Source organism: Pararobbsia silviterrae (genome assembly GCF_003628125.1).
Classification (GTDB): Bacteria; Pseudomonadota; Gammaproteobacteria; order Burkholderiales; family Burkholderiaceae; genus Pararobbsia; species Pararobbsia silviterrae.
Genome location: NZ_RBZU01000004.1, coordinates 299106 through 319184, shown reverse-complemented (window position 1 = coordinate 319184; position 20079 = coordinate 299106). Strand labels below are relative to the sequence as shown.

18 protein-coding genes are annotated in these 20079 nt (G+C 64.2%); 7 read left to right on the top strand and 11 right to left on the bottom strand.

All coding sequences use genetic code 11. The features are described from left to right. From D7S86_RS11875 to D7S86_RS11860, 4 genes are all read right to left on the bottom strand, one after another. Nucleotides 1–1095: a catalase family peroxidase gene (locus D7S86_RS11875; protein ID WP_121086635.1), complete on the bottom strand. Its 1095-nt coding sequence runs from the start codon at nucleotides 1093–1095 to the stop codon at nucleotides 1–3. Nucleotides 1096–1314: 219 nt separating this feature from the next. Then, nucleotides 1315–2244 carry a hypothetical protein gene (locus tag D7S86_RS11870; protein WP_147432301.1) on the bottom strand — a complete coding sequence of 310 codons (930 nt, stop codon included), beginning with the start codon at nucleotides 2242–2244 and terminating at the stop codon, nucleotides 1315–1317. A gap of 406 nt (nucleotides 2245–2650) precedes the next feature. After that, on the bottom strand, nucleotides 2651–3235 hold the full coding sequence (locus D7S86_RS11865) for a hypothetical protein (protein ID WP_121086631.1): 585 nt from the start codon (nucleotides 3233–3235) through the stop codon (nucleotides 2651–2653). A 38-nt stretch (nucleotides 3236–3273) separates the two neighbouring features. Next, nucleotides 3274–3627, bottom strand: coding sequence for a DUF1488 family protein (locus D7S86_RS11860; RefSeq protein WP_205962794.1), 354 nt, complete (start codon nucleotides 3625–3627; stop codon nucleotides 3274–3276). Nucleotides 3628–3838: 211 nt separating this feature from the next. Here D7S86_RS11860 and D7S86_RS11855 point away from each other — a divergent pair, with 211 nt between their 5' ends. Then, nucleotides 3839–4801, top strand: a complete 963-nt coding sequence (locus tag D7S86_RS11855) for a threo-3-hydroxy-L-aspartate ammonia-lyase (RefSeq protein WP_121086627.1) — start codon at nucleotides 3839–3841, stop codon at nucleotides 4799–4801. Between the two features lie 18 nt (nucleotides 4802–4819). Here the strand turns inward: D7S86_RS11855 and D7S86_RS11850 are convergent, their stop codons facing one another. Both D7S86_RS11850 and D7S86_RS11845 read right to left on the bottom strand, forming a co-directional pair. Then, the gene (locus tag D7S86_RS11850) at nucleotides 4820–6820 is read right to left on the bottom strand and encodes a bifunctional sugar phosphate isomerase/epimerase/4-hydroxyphenylpyruvate dioxygenase family protein (RefSeq protein ID WP_121086934.1); all 2001 of its coding nucleotides are present in this window, start codon (nucleotides 6818–6820) and stop codon (nucleotides 4820–4822) included. A gap of 87 nt (nucleotides 6821–6907) precedes the next feature. Then, nucleotides 6908–8020: a 4-hydroxyphenylpyruvate dioxygenase family protein gene (locus D7S86_RS11845; RefSeq protein WP_121086625.1), complete on the bottom strand. Its 1113-nt coding sequence runs from the start codon at nucleotides 8018–8020 to the stop codon at nucleotides 6908–6910. A gap of 307 nt (nucleotides 8021–8327) precedes the next feature. Here D7S86_RS11845 and D7S86_RS11840 point away from each other — a divergent pair, with 307 nt between their 5' ends. Continuing rightward, nucleotides 8328–9110, top strand: coding sequence for an IclR family transcriptional regulator domain-containing protein (locus D7S86_RS11840; protein WP_121086623.1), 783 nt, complete (start codon nucleotides 8328–8330; stop codon nucleotides 9108–9110). Nucleotides 9111–9254: 144 nt separating this feature from the next. On the opposite strand, the gene D7S86_RS11835 is transcribed toward D7S86_RS11840, so the two are convergent. From D7S86_RS11835 to D7S86_RS11825, 3 genes are all read right to left on the bottom strand, one after another. Further along, on the bottom strand, nucleotides 9255–10790 hold the full coding sequence (locus D7S86_RS11835) for a methyl-accepting chemotaxis protein (protein ID WP_338069177.1): 1536 nt from the start codon (nucleotides 10788–10790) through the stop codon (nucleotides 9255–9257). Nucleotides 10791–11000: 210 nt separating this feature from the next. Further along, nucleotides 11001–11528, bottom strand: coding sequence for a peptidoglycan-associated lipoprotein Pal (pal, locus tag D7S86_RS11830; protein WP_121086932.1), 528 nt, complete (start codon nucleotides 11526–11528; stop codon nucleotides 11001–11003). 40 nt (nucleotides 11529–11568) lie between these two features. Next, entirely contained in the window at nucleotides 11569–11940 is a 372-nt protein-coding gene (locus D7S86_RS11825) for a sugar ABC transporter ATPase (RefSeq protein ID WP_147432300.1), read from the bottom strand. A 475-nt stretch (nucleotides 11941–12415) separates the two neighbouring features. On the opposite strand from D7S86_RS11825, the gene D7S86_RS11820 reads away from it, so the two are divergent. Both D7S86_RS11820 and D7S86_RS11815 read left to right on the top strand, forming a co-directional pair. Next, on the top strand, nucleotides 12416–12820 hold the full coding sequence (locus D7S86_RS11820; protein WP_121086617.1) for a VOC family protein: 405 nt from the start codon (nucleotides 12416–12418) through the stop codon (nucleotides 12818–12820). Further along, nucleotides 12817–13575: a class I SAM-dependent methyltransferase gene (locus tag D7S86_RS11815; RefSeq protein WP_121086615.1), complete on the top strand. Its 759-nt coding sequence runs from the start codon at nucleotides 12817–12819 to the stop codon at nucleotides 13573–13575. The genes D7S86_RS11820 and D7S86_RS11815 overlap by 4 nt, the downstream gene beginning before the upstream one ends. 23 nt (nucleotides 13576–13598) lie before the next feature. Here D7S86_RS11815 and D7S86_RS11810 read toward each other — a convergent pair whose 3' ends face one another. Beyond that, nucleotides 13599–13937 (bottom strand): hypothetical protein, encoded by a 339-nt coding sequence (locus D7S86_RS11810; RefSeq protein ID WP_121086613.1) that lies wholly within the window; start codon nucleotides 13935–13937, stop codon nucleotides 13599–13601. A gap of 171 nt (nucleotides 13938–14108) precedes the next feature. Between D7S86_RS11810 and pgm the strand changes: the two genes are divergently transcribed. From pgm to D7S86_RS11795, 3 genes are all read left to right on the top strand, one after another. Beyond that, nucleotides 14109–15776, top strand: coding sequence for a phosphoglucomutase (alpha-D-glucose-1,6-bisphosphate-dependent) (gene pgm / locus D7S86_RS11805; protein WP_121086611.1), 1668 nt, complete (start codon nucleotides 14109–14111; stop codon nucleotides 15774–15776). 96 nt (nucleotides 15777–15872) lie between these two features. After that, nucleotides 15873–16478, top strand: a complete 606-nt coding sequence (locus D7S86_RS11800; protein ID WP_240648112.1) for a response regulator transcription factor — start codon at nucleotides 15873–15875, stop codon at nucleotides 16476–16478. A 573-nt stretch (nucleotides 16479–17051) separates the two neighbouring features. Then, nucleotides 17052–17918 carry a crotonase/enoyl-CoA hydratase family protein gene (locus D7S86_RS11795; RefSeq protein ID WP_121086607.1) on the top strand — a complete coding sequence of 289 codons (867 nt, stop codon included), beginning with the start codon at nucleotides 17052–17054 and terminating at the stop codon, nucleotides 17916–17918. Between the two features lie 82 nt (nucleotides 17919–18000). Here D7S86_RS11795 and pdeR read toward each other — a convergent pair whose 3' ends face one another. Then, on the bottom strand, nucleotides 18001–19995 hold the full coding sequence (gene pdeR / locus D7S86_RS11790; protein WP_121086605.1) for a cyclic di-GMP phosphodiesterase: 1995 nt from the start codon (nucleotides 19993–19995) through the stop codon (nucleotides 18001–18003). Nucleotides 19996–20079 lie beyond the last annotated feature (84 nt).

Sequence of the window (20079 nt, the reverse complement as noted above, 5' to 3'; positions counted from 1 at the left end):
TCACGGGTTCTTACGGGGCTCGAAGCCCGGCGCGCCGGTTTCTTCGCCCGTGCGCAGCACATAGGACTTCGCATACGCGGCCGAGCGGGCCGCGAGCAGCGGATCGTCCGAGACGGCGATGCCGCTCGGCACCACGGTCGGGTCGTAGTTGATGTCGCGGCAGGGACCGCCGTCCTGCGGCTGCTCGCTCGATATGACGATCGTGCCCGCATCGACCGTGCGGCGCGTCGACGGCCATGCGATCGTCGCGTTGTCGACGGGATCGCCGGGGTCGGCGAACTGGAACACGAGGTGCCAGCGCAGCGGCCCCTTCGCGAGACGATCCGACACGTCCTTGCTCAGATAATCGGTGTCGTTCGGGTCGCCGGCGGCCGGCGTGCCCGGCGTTTCAGGCACCGTCTGCCAACGCACGGCATGCCGCTCGCCGGACCGGTCGACGAGATAGAACGCGTCGAGACTGTAATAGGTTTCGGTCGCGAAGCTTGCGGACGGCTTGGCGGTCTTGGCCCATTGGAGAAACGCCTGAGTCTCCGGATGCGAGCCGAAGAACGCCTTGACGCGCGCCGGGTCGGGCTTATGCGTCACGGGATCGGGACGCGTCGCGACGAGCTGCTCGTAGAACGCTTTGGGCGTGGCGACCGGAAACACGGGGATATTGTTCATGCCCGTGCGCCACTGCTGCCCGTCGGGCTGCGTCAGCCGCAGCGCGAAGCTGCGGACCGGCGCGCTGCTGTCGGGTGCGTACGGATTGCCGCCGGGAATCGCAAGACGTCCGACGAGGTCGGTCCGCCCCGGCGCGAAGACCTGCGCCGTCGAATACGCGGCAAGCGCGCCGTTGCTTTCGAAATAGCCCGCGACGCATACGCCCTTCGCATGATTGCGCCGGTAGCCCGGATGAACGCCGCCGTTGGTCTGCAGCGCGCCGATGATCGTGCTCGTCGAGAGATGGCCGGGACGCAGCCAGCCGCCGACGTAGGCAAAGGCCAGCGCCGGGCCGACAACGCACACGCCGATCGCGGCGAGTCGCCAGGCAAGCGCGCCGCCGCGCGGCGGCGAGCCGGGTCCGGGGCGTCCGGGGGGCGTCGGATGAGCCATCTGCTGCTCCTGAGCCGCTCGTGCGGCGTAATGGGGACTAGTGGGGACGATAGACGAAACGACTGCGCGGCGGGTGAACGGGCCGATCCGCGCAGCGAGCGGTATGACGTCATGATCGCGGCCCCGCGCGGACCGCCACGTGACGCGATCATGACGATTTCGTCAGAATTGGCAAGCGACAGACCGGCTGGCCGAGCCCGCGAGAGACCCCGCCCGCGCTTATGTCGCCACCGCGCTGGCGCGCAGATGCTTGAGCAAGGCGGTGACCGAGACCCGCCGGTGACCGCGCAACGGTCCGGGGTCTGTCTTGCAGATGAAAGGTTGGTTCCAGACGAAGCTCCAGCGCGGATCCCCGACGAGCAGCGCCGCGCGGCGGCCGTGCTGGTCGACGTATTCGATGTCCTTGTGCCAGGTCTCGTCGTCGACATCTTCGCGATGCGCATGACCGATCACGGGCCGGCAATAGGTCGTCGCGCGCCAGCGGCCCGTCGCCGCATCGGATGCGCTGCCCGGTTTGATCCGCCAGACATCGCCGCTCGCGTGCCGCGACGCGTCCTTGGCGTCGACGACGTCGGCCCGCCCCGAATGGACGAGCGCCGACACGAGCTCATGCTGCGAAGCGTAGGCCTCGCCGACACGCATCAGATAACGCAGGTACTGCTGATGGCCGAACATGCCGCTGTACGTCGTGAATCCCGCGACCCATCGGCCCGGCCAGTCGCACGCGTCGAGCGATGCGCGCATGCCGTGATTGCATGCGCAGAGACTGATCAGACCGCCGTCGAAATTCGGGCCCGCGCCCTGCGGACCGAGCACGCCGCCCGCCGATGCCGACGCATTGACGACATGGACGAACACGTCGTCCGCACGCCGCGCCCCATGCGCGCCGAGACGCGCGGCAAGCGCATCGAACTCGAGATCGTAGTGAATCTCGACCGTGCGCGGCCGTGACGCATGCCATTCGAATACACCCGCATCGACACGTAACGGATCGGATGGAAGATATCGCGCATTCGACGCATGGGAGGCATCGAACGCATTCAATGTCTTCGACGCATTCGAATCGAGCGGACACGACTGCGACGCATCGATCGAACGATTGACGCGCACGCGCCGCGAGGCACGTGCGGGGCGGGCCGGCTGAGTCACGATGGAACCTGTCTTTATGGCGGACGCGGCCGGCCGGCGGTCGCGCTTGCGCGCCTACGCCGTCCGTCTCCCGACACGCGCGCATGTCATCTCGATGACAGCGCGATGCCCCGCGTCCTCAGTTATCCGAATGATTCTGACGAACATCGAATCCGTGATGCGTGAAGCGGTGTGCGCGAGCAATGTATCCGGAATCGCGCGCCGCCGACGTCTCACCGATATGCACGACACACACCATCCTAGGTTCGAACAGACGTTCTAGCCAAGAATAATCATCGAGCGTACGTGACATCGTCACGCATCGACATGGTTCAGCGTGCGTCATCACGCGTCGGCATGCGTCGGCATGCGTCGACACACAGGGCGCGCGCCGTGCGTGGATCTCGCGCAGATCCACGCATACGCATCAATGCGCGGTCGCGGGCGCCGCGACCGGATTGAAATCCCGCCACCGCCCTTCGCTCCAGATGCCCGAGGCAAGCTCGACATCGCGCGCGCCCGCATGGCGCAGGCTCTCTTCGGCGCGTCGTTCGCTGTCGTCGCTGACATGAACGGCGAGCATGACGCCCGATTCGCGCACGGGCTCCGGTATCCGCTCGACGGCAACCCTTTGCGCCCGATCGTCGTGGCCGGTCGTCGCATGTGTCGTCGTATGCGTCATCGCGCCGATCAAGGAACCGAGATACGCGCCGACCGCCGTCATGATGGCCGGTGCAAGCCAGTTGAGTTCGAGTATTTGCATTGCACCAATGCCGACGCCGAACCCCACGAGCGCGCCCGCTGCAAGACCCACGCTCGTGCTTGAACGCTCGGGTTGCATCGCACCATCGGCATCTATGTCGCCGCTCGCATGCATATCGTGTTGTCCCGGCGGGTTCACGTAAAAGACCTGGACGTCGTCACGCGGAAAACCATCGTCGTCGACGAGATGATGGGCGGCCTGTTCGGCCCGTTCGAACGTCTGGAATCGACCTGCGACAATCAATGACATGACGCCTCCCTGTCGAGGGCATGCGCGAGCGGACGGCCTCACGGGTCGCGCGAACGGCTCGACGACGGCAAGTCCGCGCGCCCGGTCGACGGCGTGTCTCCTCGCATCGTGTCTTGCGCATCCATCAGGCGAATCAGCCCGCTGCGCAACACGACGGGCTGTCCGTGGTTGTCTTCGAGCGCGCGCCGGCACAACGCACGAATGCGCCGCGTTTCGCGTTCGAACGCGCCGAGCACGTCGGATTCAAGCGTCGAATGCGCGCCGAAATGATCTTCGAGCGCTTCGGCCGAGATTGAACAGAGCACGTCCACGTTATCGACTCTGACCGGAAAATCGACGCGTAATTCCGATCCGTTCCAGACCTGCCGACCCTCGGGAAATTCGATTCGCATGGCGATGCTCCTCATCGAACCGCGCCTTGAGCGCTCACTGCCGTGGGCCGCAAGTGACGTGCCCGACGGAGCAGCCGGCATGCTTCAAAATCGCGTCCGCGCGCGGCTGCAAGGTCCGACACGGCAAAGGCCCGCCGAACGCAACGCTATAATCGGCGAGCCTCGAGCCCTCCTGAGCGGCTCGCCCCACGGCAAACATCCATGGAGCGTCATGCAGCCTCTTCCCACCTATGACGACGTCGTCGCGGCCGCGCGGCGTCTTGAAGGTCACGCCCATCGCACGCCCGTCATGCGATCGCGCACGATCGATGCGGAATTCGGCGCGCAGGTGTTTTTCAAGTGCGAAAACCTTCAACGCATGGGCGCGTTCAAATTCCGCGGCGCGTTCAACGCCTTGTCGAAATTTGACGCAAAGCAACGGCGCGCCGGTGTGGTCGCCTTTTCGTCAGGCAATCACGCGCAGGCCATCGCGCTGTCCGCCTCGCTGCTCGGTATCCCCGCGACCATCGTGATGCCGCACGATGCCCCCGCTTCGAAGGTCGCGGCAACGCGCGGCTACGGCGGTCACGTGGTCACCTACGATCGCTATACGGAAGACCGCGAGCAGATCGGCCGGCAGCTCGCCGAAACACACGGCATGACGCTGATACCGCCTTTCGATCATGCGGACGTGCTCAGCGGTCAAGGCACCGTCGCCAAGGAGTTGATCGAGGACGCGGGCCCGCTCGACGTGTTGTTCGTCTGCCTCGGCGGCGGCGGACTGCTGTCGGGCTGCGCGCTGGCGACGCGCGCGCTCGCGCCCGATTGCACGATCTACGGCGTCGAACCCGAGGCGGGCAACGACGGGCAGCAATCGTTGAAAGCCGGCCGCATCGTTCATATCGACACGCCGCAAACGCTGGCCGACGGCGCGCAAACGCAGCATCTCGGCAACCTCACGTTCGAGATCATCCGGCGCGATGTCGACGACATCTTGACCGCGACCGACGCGCAGCTCGTCGATGCGATGCGCTTCTACGCGTCGCGCATGAAGCTCGTCGTCGAACCCACGGGATGCCTGAGTTTCGCGGCCGCGCGCGAGATCAAGGACCGCTTGCACGGCAAGCGCGTCGGCATCGTCATCAGCGGCGGCAACGTCGATCTCGATCGATTCGCGAAGCTCGTCGGCGCGTAAACGCGAGCGGTGCGCGCCTTACTGCTGGGCGAGCGCGCGCACCCACGCATGCGCGGCATTGCGCACGGGCGTATTGGCGACGCCATAGCCGTCGTATCCGCCGCGCCGCTCCACGATTTCAAAGAAGAACCGTGTGCCGATCTGCTGCGTATACGCATGCAGCAGTTCGCCGCCCTGCTCATCGCGGTCGTAAAGCACGTTGCTCTCGCGTAGCTGCGCGACGAACGCGTCGTCGAGCCCGAAGCGCGCGGCGACGTCCTCGTAGTAGTTGTCCGGAATCGCGAGCATCGGCACGCCGCGCGCGGCGAGATGCGCGGCCGTGCGGATCGCGTTCGAGGTCCCGAACGCGACATGATGGAGCCCCGCGCCGCCATACGTCGTCAGCGCGCGCGCGACGCTCGTGCGCGTATCGTCCGAGGTATTCAGCGAGATGCGCAAGCGGCCGTCGTCGCTGCGCAAGGCACGGCTGCGCACGAGCCCGTACGGATCCGGCAGCATCCACTGTTGCTCAGGTTTAAGACCGAAAGCGGCCTGCGCGAATAAGACCCACGAATCGATCGCATCGCGCGGCAAGGCGAGGCACAGATGATCGATGCCCGTCAGATCGGCCGCATCGGCGGGGGCGGTTTCATGAGTCGGGACGAAATCCGTGTCGTAGATCGTCGGCTTGCCGGGTCCGTCGGCAACGAGATAGATAAGGCTGCCGTCCGGGGCGACGACACCCGGAATCTCGCGCTCTTCGGGGCCGACGCTGCCCTTGTAAGGCGCATATCGAAACGTCGTCGCGCGATTCAGCGTCGTGTCCGCATCGTCGACGGCAAGCGCGGCCGCGCACAGCGACAGGCCATGCTCGCCATAGAAGCGATCCGCGAACGAATCGGGCTCCGCGTTGAGGATCAGGTTCACCGGCCCTTGCTGATAGAGCGATACGCGCTTCGAGCGGTGCCGCCGCGCGCGCACGAAGCCGAAGTGCGCGAGCCAGTCGGCGAGTCGCGTGCGCGTCGCATCGTCGACGGCGAATTCGAGGAATGCGAAGCCGGTCGGGCTGACCAGCGACGCGGGCGCGGCGGTCTGCGCGCGCACGCTTTCCACGGCTGCGGTCGCGTGCCCGATTCCTTGCGGTTCGTCATGGGTCGAGCCCGATTCGCCGTCGTGCACGGCGAAGACCGCGGCCGCGGGCGTCGCGAATACGTCGTGCGCGTCGAGATAGGCGCGCGCGCGATCCTCGACCCAGATCAGCGAACGCAGTCCGTCGAGCGCCGTCACGCGCGCGGGCGCGGATCGGAACCCGTCGTTGAAGACTTCGAGCGAGAGCGGCCCCGCATAGCCATTACGAAGAATCGGCGCGACAAACGGCGCGAGTTCGAACGAGCCTTGCCCCGGGAAACACCGGAAATGCCGGCTCCATTCGAGCACGTCCATGGCGAGCAAGGGCGCGTCGGCGAGCTGGACGAACGTGATGCGGTCACCCGGAATCGAATCGAGTTCGCTGAGATCGTCACGAATCGACAAGGTATGGAAACTGTCGAGCACGATGCCGAGATTCGGATGATCGACCTCGCGCACCGCCCGCCACGCATCGCGATAGGAATGCACGTGACGGCCCCAGGCGAGCGCTTCATAACCGGCCTCGACGTGCGCGCTCTGCGCGAGCCGCGCAAGCTGTCCGAGCTGATCGACGAGTTGCTGGCGATCGAAGACCGCATCCGCGCCGACATGACTGCAGACGAGGATCTTGTCCGCGCCGAGCCGATGCATGAGGTCGAATTTGCGCCGCGCACGTTCGAGATTGCGCGCGAAGCGCGCGGGATCCGTCGAGTCGAAGTCGCGAAACGGCTGATAGAGCGCGATCTCGATGCCGAGGTCCTCGCACATGCGGCGCACGGTTTCGGGCGCATGCACGCTGCACAACAAGTCGTTTTCGAACAACTCGATTCCGTCGTACCCCGCGTTCGCGCATGCGCGGAGTTTCTCTTCGAGCGTCCCGCTCAGGGACACCGTTGCGATCGATCGCTTCACCACGCCTCCTCGTTTCGGGTCGCCCCGTTTTCAATGCGCGTTACAAACGCGCACGGCGAAGGTCGATCGACCGGCTCACGGACGCACTTAACGTGCGCGCGCGAGCGCGTCGAGGTTGCCCTCGCCAAAACCATGATGCCCACGCCGCTCGACGATTTCGAAGAAGATCTCTCCGGTGCGTCGCGCGACGAAGGTCTGCAAGAACAAGCGCGCACGGCCCTGCGCGTCGATTTCGCCGTCGACGAGCACGCTGCGCCGCGCAAGCGCGTCGAGATCGAGCCCATGCCCGGGCAACCGTGCTTCGATCTGCTCGTAATACCGCGGCGGCGGCGAAATAAGCTCGACGCCGTTGGCAAGCAGCGCGTCGACGCTTGCGAAAATATCGGCGCTCGACAGCGCGATATGCTGGACGCCCTGCCCCGGATGATCGGGCAGATAGCTGTGCATGAGCGCCGTGCGGCGCGTGCCTTCCTCGTAAAGCGGAATCTGGACGCCGCCGCACGGCGAGACCATCACGCGCGCATCGGGCGACACGTGCCAGTTCTCGTGCAGCTCGTGAATCTCGCGGAAATTAAGCAGGTCGCGGTAAAAATCGAGCCATTCCTGCATGCCGCCCGGCGCGACGGTCTGCGTCAAGTGATCGACGTCGACGAGCCCTGCGCCCGGATACACACCCTCGACAGGCTTGGCCGCTTCGTCGATCGCGCGGAAATCGATGTCGAAAATCGAGGTGCCGCGCGCGGGCCCCGCATCGCGGCCGCGCCAGCGGTCGACGAAATAGATATGCGAATCGCCGATGCCTTGAATCGCGGGAATCGCCAGTTCGCTCGAACCGATCCGTTCGCCTTCGAAGGCCCACGCGCCGAGATCGATCGCGGACTCGAACGCGCGCGCCGCATCGTCGACGCGAATCCCGATCGCGCAGACGCCCGCGCCATATTCGCCGGCGAATCGCGCGGCGAACGAGTCAGGTTCGGCGTTTAGCAGAAAATGCATGCGGCCTTGACGATACAGCGTCACATTCTTGCTTAAATGCCGTGCGACAGACGTGAATCCGAGTTGCTCGAACAGCTTGCCAAGCGTTTGTGAATCGCTCGCCGCGAATTCGACGAATTCAAGGCCCGCCGTGCCCAGCGGATTCGCATGGGTTTCAAGGACGTTGCCTGGGCGTTTGACGGAGTTCTGAAAGTCGCTGTTCATCTCGGGTTCCCCTAGTCCACGATGTGCGCACGCGCGCTGCTTAGCGCGCAAGTTGCGCTCGCATCGTTTGTACACCGACGACGTCCCTCTCGGCAACGTCACGACTGAGGTGAGCGAAGCTTAGGCATTCGCTCAAGCGGCGACAACGCGTGATCGCGCATTCATGTTCGACAAGCGATCTCGAATGTTCGATAAACGATCGAAACACGGGTTAACCATAGGACTAAGCAAACGTATAGCGATCCGATAATCGCCCGAAGGGATACGCTTAGCGCGCCGCGCGCGCACGAAGACAGGAACGCACATCATGGCCACGCAACCCCCGCGCCGCGAGCTCGACCGCCGCGACTGGATCGCGGGACTCGAAAAAGGTCTCGCGATTCTCGAGGCTTTCGACGACGCAATGCCCCGGATGACGCCGACGCAAGCCGCCGAACGCACCGGACTGACCCGCACCGCCGCGCGCCGGTATCTGCTGACGCTCGAACATCTCGGCTATACGTATAGCGACGGTAAATATTTCGGATTGACGCCGCGCGTGTTGCGCGTGGGCTGGTCGTATTTCGACTCGGCGCGCCTGCCGCGCATGGTCCAGCCGTATTTGCAGCAGCTCAGCGCGACGATCGACGAGTCGTGCTATGTGAGCGTGCTCGACGAATGGCAACTCGTGTTCATCGCGCGCAACGGGACCAGCCGCGTCATGACGACGGGCTTCGTGCTCGGCGCGCGCGTGCCCGCGCCGCTGACCTCGCCGGGCGTCATGCTGCTCGCGCACAAGCCTGGAGAGGACGCGGTTCGCGAATGGCTCGACACGACGTCGCTGACGCCCTTCACGCCGCATACGGTCACGAATCGCGATCGCCTCTACCAGACGATCCGTCAGGCGCGCATCGACGGCTTCGCCGTCATCGAACAGCAGTTGCAGATCGGCGTGCGCGGGATTGCAGTGCCGCTCAAGAACCGGCATGGCGATGTCGTTGCCGCGCTGAGCACGAATATGCCGATGAGCCGCGAATCGACGGACCGCGCCGTCGCGCGCGTGTTGCCGCATCTGCAGGAAGCCGCCGTCGCGTTGATCAACGTGCTTTAGGCTTGGCTTGGCTTAGAGTCGTTTGGCTTGGCGGAAATGCAAAGATCCGGCCCAAGGCCGGATCTTTTCGGACGCGCTGCATCGATACCGAAGCCGGCGCGATGCCGGCCCACCTCGCGTCAAATCAAGTCCGATCGCATCCCATCAAAGCTGAAAGACGGCGACCGCTTCCTTCAGTTGGTTCGCCTGCTCGGCCAGCGACGCCGCACCGGCCGTCGCCTGCTCGACGAGCGCGGCGTTCTGCTGGGTCACCGTATCCATCTGCGCGATCGCGACACCGACGTGGCCGATCCCCGTGCTTTGCTCGGACGACGCCGCCGAGATCTCGCCCATGATGTCGGTCACGCGCTTGACCGATTGCAGGATGGCCTGCATCGACGAACCCGCATCGCCCGCGAGCGATTGTCCGCGTTCGACGTTCGTAACCGATGCGTCGATCAGCGCCTTGATTTCCTTCGCGGCGCTCGCCGAGCGTTGCGCGAGCGTGCGGACTTCGGCCGCGACGACCGCGAAGCCGCGTCCTTGCTCGCCCGCGCGCGCCGCCTCGACAGCGGCATTCAGCGCAAGGATATTCGTCTGGAACGCAATGCCGTCGATCACGCTGATGATCTGCTCGATCTTCTTCGAGCTCTCGGCGATCTCGACGATCGTCTGCACGACCTCGTCGACGACCTTGCCGCCGTCGGACACGGTTTCCGACGCGCTCTGCGCCAAATGGCTCGCCTGCACCGCGTTGTCCGCGTTGAGCTTGACCGTGGCCGTCAGCTGCTCCATCGAAGAAGCCGATTCCGCGAGCGCCGAGGCCTGTTCCTCGGTGCGCTGCGACAGATCCGCATTGCCCGCGGCGATCTCGTTCGCGCCGTGCGTGATCGACTCGGCCGACGATTGAATGCGCGCGACGGTATCCGTCAGTTGCTGCTGCATCTGACTCATCGCATAGAGCAAGCTGTTCGTGTCGCCGGGATTGAGCTGCAGCCGCGCGGTCAGGTCGCCGGCCGCGATCTGGCGGCACATGTCGGCCGCATATTCAGGCTCGCCGCCGAGGCTCACGCGGATGCTCCGAATCAACCAGAGCAGGCCCACGGTCACGATGGCGCCGATCACGCCGATCAGAACCAGGTTGTTCAGCAGCACGGTCGTGAACGTCGCGTCGATATCGTCGACGTAGGCGCCCGTAAAGATGCGCCAGCCCCAATCGGGCACCGTGTCCGCATACGTGATCTTGCCGACGGGTTCGGTATGTCCGGGCTTAGGCCAGATGTAGTGGCTGAAATGGCCGCCGCCGGGCGCCGAGCTCTTCATGATCTCGCCCGCGATATGCGTGCCTTGCGGGTCGACCATGTCGAGCTGGGACTTGCCTTCAAGCTCGGGTTTGGACGGCACGAGCAACGCGATCGCGTTGTCGTCGTAAAGGCCGAAATACCCGCTGCGATCCGGGCCGTAACGGAGCCCGCGCAGGGTTTCGATGGTCTGGTGCTTGGCTTGATCGACGGTGATCGCGCCACTCGCGGCTTGCTTCTGGTAGTAGGCGACGATGCCAAGCGCTGTCTGCGTCTGCTCGGCGAGCACGGCTTTCTTTTGTTCGAGCAGAGAGAATCGGATCATGATCGCGGTGACGGCCACCATGACGATCAAGCAAACCCAGAGCAGCGCCACAACGCCCCACAATTTCTGCTTCAACGTTAACCGCTTCATAGTGTTCGAAATCCCGGCTGGTCCATGACCCAAGTGGTGCGCTCGCGAGCGGCAGCACGGCGCGGCCGCTCAAGCCATGTTTACGGCGGGTATCGAACGATCTGAACCTTAAAAAGGAATTTATGACATGACGCGGCGCGTCAATGCCCGCGCGACATGCGGGGCATCCGGTCAATTTGACTTGAGCACGTCGCCTTAGCGCGCCTCATATATCAAATCGGTGCGGCGATTCTGAGCCCAAGCCGTCTCATCGTGGCCGTCGGCCTGCGGCTTTTCCTTGCCCAGACTCACCGCCTCGATTTGCGAATCGGGCACGCCGAGCGTTTCGAGCGCGTGCGCGACGGCTTCCGAACGCTTCTGCCCGAGCGCGAGGTTGTACTCGGTCGTGCCGCGTTCGTCCGTGTTGCCCTGGATCAGCAGGCGCCGTTTGGGATCGGCGAGCAGATACTTGGCGTGCGCGGCGAGAATGTCGTTCGCTTCGGGCTTGACGCTATAGCTGTCGAGGTCGAAATACAGGCTGCGTTTCGAAAGCGGACTCGACGGATCGTCGATCGGGCTGCTCGCGACCTCGGCCGAACTCACGGCCTGGCCCGGCGCGACCGTCGCCGGCGGACTGCTTGCCGGCGCCGACGTTTTCGGCGTCTCGTCGAGCGATACCTTATGACATGCGCTCAACGCGCATGCGAGCGCCACCGCCAGCACCCCCGACCGCACGATCGTCATCCGTTTCGTCTCCCGTTTGCTTGTGAGCCGCATGCCGGCCTCAGGTCGTACAGCGCGCAATATCGAAGCGCATCTCGGGCTCGGGAATCTGTTCCGACGCATTCATCGCCCGTTGCACCGCCACGGTCGAACCGCCGCGCGACGGCGTCAGCGTGATCAGCCACTCAAGGCCGTCGCCGAGCTGGATCGCGCCGCCGAGATTCGCGACGCGCAATGAAGACGCGTGTCCCTGCAAGCACCGCGTAATGTCGTCGGGCTGGCGCGCCGATTGCACATAGATCATCGGTGCCGTGCCGCCGAGGCTCGCCGGCGAGGCCCCCGACGACGTCGCGACGTTCGAACTCGAACAGCCGCCGAGCATCGCGAGCCCCATCAACGCCATCACTGACACGGGTCCATACAATTTGTTCATCGCCATTCGCACAGGCATGGGTAAGACGTACATCGAACGCGTCGGATCGGGTATGCCAGCCGCGCACCTTTTTTCCGACCGCCTCGGACGATCGTGTGTCACATTCGGTAAAAACGGACTGCGATCCGCACGGCAGACGCGATTGTCCTATGCCGCGCGCCGCGCGGCTAGTCCGCGCGGATACGCATCCGTGTTTCCGACCGTAACACGCGCGCGATCTCGATTCAAAGGCCGCTGCACAGAGGCGGCGCGCGGCGCGCTACACTCAGCGCCACGCGGGCCATCGCAGGGGTCGTCGCATGGGTCGTCGCAGGGGCCGCTGCGTTCGACGCTCCGCTTGATACTCCGCTTGCCACTGCCATCGCGACGGTACGCGCCAACGCGGCACGTGCCCGCTGCGCCAGCCGCCGCACTAGCCGTCGCACTAGCCGCCGCCTCTGTTCAAATCGATCGAAGCGCCGGCGCACCGAGAAGGATGAGATCGATGACCGCCATCGTCACACCGCAATCCGTGCAGATCGAGGCGCTGAGCGCCATCACGCTGTCCACGCGCGATATGCGCGCGGCCGTCGGTTTTTATCGCGCACTCGGCTTCGAACTCAAGGTCGGCGGCGAGCACGACGCCTTCACGACCTTCGCCTGCGGCCCCTCGTTCGTGAATCTCATCGCGCAGACGCATGGTCAGATTCATTGGTGGGGTCGCGTGATCTTCCACGTCTCCGACGTCGATGCGCTCTACGACAAGGCACTCGACGCGGGCCTGCTCCCGAGCACGGTGCCCGCCGACGCGCCCTGGGGCGAGCGTTATTTTCATATCAGCGATCCGGACGGACATGAACTGAGCTTCGCGAAACGCCTGGATGGAGGGGCAACATCATGAGCAACGCGCTCGGCAACGAATCGAAAGGGGTCGACGTCAACCGTCAGTTCTACGACGCGCTCTGGTCGTCGGCCTCGCTGACCGATCCGAAGCGCTTCAATACGTGGCCGTTGTTCGAGCCGCTGATCGCCGCATCGACCGCGCGTCTCGAAGTAGCGCCCGGGTTGCGGCCGCGCCTGCCGATCGACGGTACGCACTTCGTCGATCTCAGCGAATCGGCCGTCGAGACGCTGCGCGCGCACGGCGCGGACGCGATCGCCGGACGCATTACGGCGCTGCCGTTCGACGACGCGCGCTTCGATCTCGTCTGCGCGCTCGACATCATCGAACATGTCAGCGACGATCGGCGCGCACTCGCTGAACTCATGCGCGTCGCGGCGCCCGATGCGGTCGTGCTGCTGTCCATGCCGCTGCATCCGTCGCGCTGGACGGCGTTCGACGCGCTCGTCGGCCACCAGCGCCGTTACGAACCCGTCGAATTGATCGAGCTGCTCGAATCGAACGGTCTGAACGTCGTGCACAGCGCCGTCTACGGCATGCAGCCCGAATCGTCATGGCTGCTCGATGCGGGCGTCTGGGGTCTGCGGCATCGTCCGCGTTTCGCGAACTGGCTCTATAACCGCGTGCTGATGCCGCTCGGGCTGCATTTCCAGAAACCGCTGATGCCGGTCGAAGGCCTGCTCGATCTGCGGCATGTCGACGAGGTGCTGCTGATCTGCCGGCGCCGCCCTCACGGCACCTTCGTGCACGCTTAGCACGCGACGCCCGAACGCCCCGTTCACGCCTGCCAGACGCCGTACCCTGTCTCGCGCAAGCCGATCGCGAGTTCGACTTCCATCTCGCATGCGCCGTCATAGGGCATCGGGTTATAGATCTCGTAAAGCGGCGGCAACAGGCGCAGGCCGTACTCGCGCACGAACCGGTTCGACTGGATGCCGGCCTTGTGCTTGTCGAATCGCAGATCCGGGTCGAGACCCGTCATGCCGACATAGACGCAGGGCCGCGCGAACAGATAGTCGGGGTTGGCCTTGCGAAAGCGGGGCTCGTCCCAGACGCGCGGCGACAGCTCGATGACGTACACGCTGTAGTGATGTCGGGGCGTTCGGCGGGAGGGCATCGGCAAACCGCTTGGGAAGACAGGTAAGGAAACCAATAAATAGACAGGACGCGACGCCCAAGCGTACCACCGCCGTGCCTTGCCCCGTGGTCCGCGCGTTCGGTTTAGTGGTAGCCTGTGCCTCACTCCCGGCCCTCGCCCTTACCCAAGATTCTCCAGACAGGAGACGCCATGAACGCCCCGTCCGATCCTGCGCGCAAAGTCGATCCCCGTGCCGGCACGCTGATTTCGCCGTCGGGTCTCGTCGATATTCCGAAACTCGTCACGGCCTACTACACCGAACGCCCCGACCCGTCGGTCGCCACGCAGCGCATCGCGTTCGGCACCTCGGGGCATCGCGGCTCGTCGTTCGAGCGCACCTTCAACGAAGCGCATATCGTCGCCGTGAGCCAGGCCGTCTGCGACTACCGCGCGCACGCACGCATCGACGGGCCGCTGTTTCTCGGCATCGATACGCATGCGCTGTCGCATCCGGCCTATGTGAGCGCGCTCGAAGTCCTCGCGGCGAACGGCATTGAAATCCGGATCGCCGAGCGCGACGAATACACCCCGACGCCCGCGATCTCGCATGCGATCCTCACGTTCAATCGCGGCCGCACGTCGGGCCTCGCCGACGGCATCGTCATCACGCCGTCGCACAACCCGCCCGACAGCGGCGGCTTCAAGTACAACGCGATCAACGGCGGCCCGGCCGATACGGACATCACGAAATGGATCGAGCAGCGCGCCAACGCACTGCTCGAAGCGGGGCTCAACGAGGTCAAACGCATTCCGTACGAACAGGCGATCCGGGTCCCGACGACGCGGCGGCACGATTTCGTCTCGACCTTCGTGGCCGACCTCGCGGCAGTCATCGACATGGATCTGCTGCGCGCCTCGGGGATCCGCATCGGCGTCAATCCGCTCGGCGGCGCGGGCGTGCACTACTGGGGGCCGATCGCCGAGCGCTACAAGCTCGATCTCACGATCACGAGCGACGCGGTCGACCCGACCTTCCGCTTCATGACCGCCGACTGGGACGGCAAGATCCGCATGGATCCGTCCTCGCCGTATGCGATGCGCAGCCTCGTCGAACTCAAGGACCGGTTCGACATCGCGTTCGCATGCGATACCGACCACGACCGTCACGGCATCGTCGCGCCGAGCGCGGGCCTCATGCCGCCCAATCACTATCTGTCGGTCGCGATCGACTATCTGTTCCGCAACCGCCCCGATTGGCGCGCGCAAACCGCCGTCGGCAAGACGCTCGTGAGCAGCAGCATGATCGATCGCGTCGCGGCGAAGCTCGGCCGCACGCTCTTTGAAGTGCCGGTGGGCTTCAAGTGGTTCGCGCCGGGCCTCTGCGACGGGTCATTGGGCTTCGGCGGCGAAGAAAGCGCGGGGGCGGCGTTCCTGCGGCGCGACGGCACGGTCTGGACGACCGACAAATGCGGAATCACGGCCGCATTGCTCTCGGCCGAAATGACCGCGAAAACGGGCCGCGATCCGGCTCAGTTGTATACCGCGCTTGCGAACGAATTCGGTGCGCCCGCGGCCGACCGTATCGATGCGCCCGCGACGCCCGCACAGAAAAAGAAGCTCGGCGCGCTGACGCCCGAACAGGTCCGTTCGAACGAACTCGCGGGCGAACCGATCCGGGCCGTGCTGACCTCCGCGCCCGCGAACAATGCATCGATCGGCGGACTCAAGGTCGTCACCGATCACGCATGGTTCGCCGCCCGGCCGTCGGGCACCGAGGACATCTATAAGATCTATGCGGAAAGCTTCAATGGGCCCGAGCATCTCCAGCGCGTGATCGCCGAAGCCCAGACGCTCGTCGATTCGGCGCTTGGCGCATAAAACCGCGCGGCGCACCCCGGAGACCTCGCAGTGACCGAGTCCGATCCGTCCGCAAGTACGCACCCCGACACGCACCCCGATACGCACGGGGCACCGATCGTGTTCGTCGTCGACGACGATCTGTCGCTGCGCGAAGCGCTCGACAGCCTGTTCCGCTCGGTCGGCTTACGTGTCGAATCGTATGCATCCGCGCCCGAACTCCTGCGCCGTGCGCTGCCCGACGTGCCGAGTTGTCTCGTCCTCGACGTACGCCTGCCCGGACTCAACGGTCTTGAGTTCCAATCCCAGCTCCAGCGCGCCGATATTCATTTGCCGATCATCTTCATGACGGGACACGGCGATATTCCGATGACCGTACGCGCCATGAAGGCCGGCGCGATCGATTTCCTCGCGAAGCCGTTTCGCGAGGAGGACCTGCTCGACGCCGTGTCGGCCGCGCTCGCGCGCGACGAAGTGCGCCGCCGCAATGACCGCTGGCTGTCCGAGCTGCGCGAACGCTATGCGACATTGACGGCGCGCGAGCGCGAAGTGCTCCATTTCGTGACCGCCGGAATGCTCAACAAGCAGATCGCCGCGCGCATCGGTCTCAGCGAAATCACGGTCAAGATCCATCGCGGCCACATGATGAAAAAAATGGAGGCCGGTTCGGTCGCCGATCTCGTCAAGATGTCGGAACAGCTCGGCGTCGGCGCCGACGCTTAAAGGTTCCGCACGCCGCGACACACTGAGCGCGCGATCGGTATCCGCGCTCGGCACACACGCCTCGTCCACGCTCCCCGCTTCAATAAGCCGTTCTGCTTTTCTCGAAACGCAACAACCGGAAATACAGATCGCCGCTTAGCGAAAATCACGCATTTCATTACCGATGTAAGCATTCCAATTTGACCGATGCGCGTTCGGAAGACCGCATTCGCGGTCTATTTCGACATGCTCTTGTTCACAAGCGCACATTCGAATGATTTTTCCTACGAGTTTCGTGCGCAAGACAACGATCCTCTAAGAACCAAGTCGCTAACCTAAACATGTGTTTTAGCACGCAGTTGCCGAAGTCTCCGGGCAATACGTGCGCGTCATAAACACGTATCGATTCCGGCTTCTAAACAAGCACGCTCAAATAAACGCCGCGGCTGGCGTGAAGCAGGCTGTTCGAGTTGTTCGCGTACCTAAATGGTCTGGCGGAAATTCTGCCCGGACGGGATGCGTGCGCGCTGCAATTTCTGACATAGGCTGTGTGTGCTTCACCCCCTGAACCGTAGCACTTACCTGGACTTGAAGATGAACCTCAAAAATCATCCTGCTTGCCGTCCTTTTACTGAAGCCGGCAACCTCTCGCAAGTTTCTGCCTATTATGAAGAAGGTCGCAACGTCATGTGGATGATGCTGCGCGCGCACCCGCGTCCGTGTTTCAATCAGGACCTCGTGACCGACATCATCTCGCTTGCGCGCGGTGCGCGCGAATCGGGTCTGCCCATCGATTTTTGGGTGACCGGCTCGCTCGTGCCGACCTTGTTCAACGTCGGCGGCGACTTGAACTTCTTTGCCGAAACGATTCGCTCGCGTCATCGCGAACCGCTGATGGCCTATGCGCGTTCGTGCATCGACGGTCTCTATGAGATCTACACGGGCTTCGGTGTCGGCGCCGTGTCGATCGCGATGGTCGAGGGCTCGGCGCTTGGCGGCGGTTTCGAAGCCGCGCTCGCGCACCACTACATCCTGGCGCAGAAGGACGCACGCCTCGGGTTCCCCGAGATCGCGTTCAATCTGTTCCCGGGAATGGGCGGCTATTCGCTCGTCGCGCGCAAGGCGACCCCGAAGCTGGCCGAGGAGCTCATCGGCACGGGCGAATCGCATATGGCCGAGTGGCATCAGGACAAGGGTCTCGTCGACGGCACGTTCGAAACCGGCGATGCATTCCTTGCGACGCGTACGTTTATCGACAGCATCAAACCCAAGCTCAACGGCACGAAGGCCATGCTCCGCGCGCGCGATCGGGTGAACCCGCTCACGCGTTCGGAACTCATGGACATCACCGAGGACTGGGTGCGCGCCGCCTTCACGATCGAGGAGAAGGACCTCGCGTTCATGGAGCGGCTCGTGATGCTGCAGAACCGGCGCACGTCGAAGCTGCGCCACGTTGGCTAATTCTGCCCGCCGGGGCCTGGCTCGCCGCCATCTAAAGGGCTAAGCCAGGAAGGTTGTCAGAGATACCGCTTCACACGGAAGCTCAGGCGATGAGCCTGAGCTTCTGCCGCTCGACGAGCCACGTTTCAAGCGCCTCGGCCGTCATCGGCTTCGCATAGAAATAGCCCTGCACGTACTCGATCCCGCACTTGCGGATGAATTCCTCTTCGGCCGCCGTTTCGACGCCTTCGGCGACGATGCCGTAGTTGAGCGCTTGCGCGACCGCGACCATCGAGCGCACGAGCGCCTGCGATTTCGCGTTCGTGTTGATGCCGCGCACGAAACTGCGGTCGAGCTTGATGACGTCGAGCGGAATCCGCGCGAGTTGCGACAGCGACGAATAGCCGGTGCCGAAGTCGTCGAGGTGCACTTGCGCGCCCATCTCGCGGAATTGCGTAATGAGGCCGAGCGCCATTTCCTCGTCCTCGATCAGGCAGCTCTCGGTCAATTCGAGGTCGAGCAGGCACGGGGCGAGCCCGGCCGTTTCGAGCGCGTCGGTCAGATCGTGGACGATCGCCGTATCGGAGAGCTGACGCGCCGAAATATTGATCGCGACGCGAATCGCATGACCCTGCTCACGCCAGCGCTGCGCCTGCGTCGCCGCGGTCTGCATGACCCAGCGGCCGAGCGGGCCGATCATGCCCGACTCTTCCGCGTACGGAATGAAATCGAGCGGCGAGACCAGGCCGCGCTCGGGCGAATTCCAGCGCACGAGCGCCTCGACGCCGAGCACCTCGCCGGTCTCGAGCCGGACCTTGGGCTGGTAGTGGAGCACGAGCTGATTGTCCTCGAGCGCACGCGGCAGATTCGTATCGAGCCACATGTACTCGGCGACACGCTTGTTCATCTCCGGAGAGAACACGCGGAACGTCCGCTTGCCGGCTTCCTTCGCCACATACATGGCCGTATCGGCGCAACGGATCAGGCCTTCGAGCGTGTCGCTATGCGCGGGCGAAATGGCGATGCCGATCGAGCATCCCGTATAGACCTCGATCAGCCCGAGGTTGAACGGCGTGCGCAGCCGGTCGAGGATGCGCTGCGACGTCGCTTCGAGCTGCTCGGTCGTCTTGCCTTGCGCGAGCACGATGAACTCGTCGCCGCCGAGGCGCGCGACGGTCTCGCCCTCTTCGAGACATTCCTTGACCGCCGACGCGACGTCCTTGATCAGACGGTCGCCGATCACGTGCCCATAGTGGTCGTTGACGCGCTTGAAGTTGTCGAGATCGAGGAACAGGATGCCGACCGAAGGCGACCCGTCCGCCGCGAGCGCGCGGCGGATCCGGTCGTGAATCGCATTGCGGTTCGGCAGACCCGTGAGCGCGTCGGTGTTCGCGAGTTCGGACAGGCGCTGCTGCGCGCGCCGCTCTTCGGTGATGTCGGTGCCCGAGCAGATCAGAAACTTTTCGTCGACGCCGCTGCCGCTTTGCACGAATTTATTGCGGAACAAATAAAGCCGCGGCCCGACGATCGTATTGATAAGGCGCTCGACTTCATAGGCTTCGCCCGTGCGGAAAAAGCCGCTGATGTTCTGGCTCGACTGCTGGCCCTGCTCGGGCGTCATGAACATCGAGTAAGCGTTCTTGCCGACGACGTCTTCCTCGCGCACGCCGGTCACTTCCTCGCAAAGCCGATTGAAGCGCTGAATATTGCCGTGCTGATCGAGAATGACGACGAGCGAATTGACTTCGGACACGACCTGCTCGGCAAACGACAAGCCATGCACGAGATCGCGCGCGACCGACACCGTATCGTTGTACGCCGACGCGGTGCCCGCCCATTCGTGGAAATTGATTTTCTTGCCGACGAGGTGCAGCTGGAGCGGATTGCCGAAAATGACAATATCGAGCACGAGGTGCGAGGTGACCCCGGTCATCGCACGGACGCGCGACGCCTGCTCGGCGCTCAGCGCGACCGACACGGTCGCGGGACCGCTGATCGCCGATAACTGCAGCGCATTGCTGTCGCTCGACACGCGCCAGCAGGGGCTCGCTGTGCCGAAGTGGGCATATAGCACCGGATAGTCGAGTTCGCCGCTCATGGCCCCCCTCCGGACCAGGCTCAAGGTATGAACAGTCACGGCAGGTTTTGCTTGGCGGTGCCCCGAACGCCGCATGCAGAGATA

Excerpts from the sequence above, each read along its gene's own strand:
- D7S86_RS11860 (WP_205962794.1), bottom strand. The coding sequence starts at position 3,627 with ATGCGAATCGAATTTCCCGAGGGTCGGCAGGTCTGGAACGGATCGGAA.
- D7S86_RS11815 (WP_121086615.1), top strand. The coding sequence starts at position 12,817 with ATGAGCAACGCGCTCGGCAACGAATCGAAAGGGGTCGACGTCAACCGT.
- D7S86_RS11825 (WP_147432300.1), bottom strand. The coding sequence starts at position 11,940 with ATGAACAAATTGTATGGACCCGTGTCAGTGATGGCGTTGATGGGGCTC.
- D7S86_RS11875 (WP_121086635.1), bottom strand. The coding sequence starts at position 1,095 with ATGGCTCATCCGACGCCCCCCGGACGCCCCGGACCCGGCTCGCCGCCG.
- pal (WP_121086932.1), bottom strand. The coding sequence starts at position 11,528 with ATGACGATCGTGCGGTCGGGGGTGCTGGCGGTGGCGCTCGCATGCGCG.
- D7S86_RS11820 (WP_121086617.1), top strand. The coding sequence starts at position 12,416 with ATGAGATCGATGACCGCCATCGTCACACCGCAATCCGTGCAGATCGAG.
- D7S86_RS11855 (WP_121086627.1), top strand. The coding sequence starts at position 3,839 with ATGCAGCCTCTTCCCACCTATGACGACGTCGTCGCGGCCGCGCGGCGT.
- D7S86_RS11840 (WP_121086623.1), top strand. The coding sequence starts at position 8,328 with ATGGCCACGCAACCCCCGCGCCGCGAGCTCGACCGCCGCGACTGGATC.
- pgm (WP_121086611.1), top strand. The coding sequence starts at position 14,109 with ATGAACGCCCCGTCCGATCCTGCGCGCAAAGTCGATCCCCGTGCCGGC.
- D7S86_RS11795 (WP_121086607.1), top strand. The coding sequence starts at position 17,052 with ATGAACCTCAAAAATCATCCTGCTTGCCGTCCTTTTACTGAAGCCGGC.
- D7S86_RS11810 (WP_121086613.1), bottom strand. The coding sequence starts at position 13,937 with ATGCCCTCCCGCCGAACGCCCCGACATCACTACAGCGTGTACGTCATC.
- D7S86_RS11865 (WP_121086631.1), bottom strand. The coding sequence starts at position 3,235 with ATGTCATTGATTGTCGCAGGTCGATTCCAGACGTTCGAACGGGCCGAA.
- pdeR (WP_121086605.1), bottom strand. The coding sequence starts at position 19,995 with ATGAGCGGCGAACTCGACTATCCGGTGCTATATGCCCACTTCGGCACA.
- D7S86_RS11845 (WP_121086625.1), bottom strand. The coding sequence starts at position 8,020 with ATGAACAGCGACTTTCAGAACTCCGTCAAACGCCCAGGCAACGTCCTT.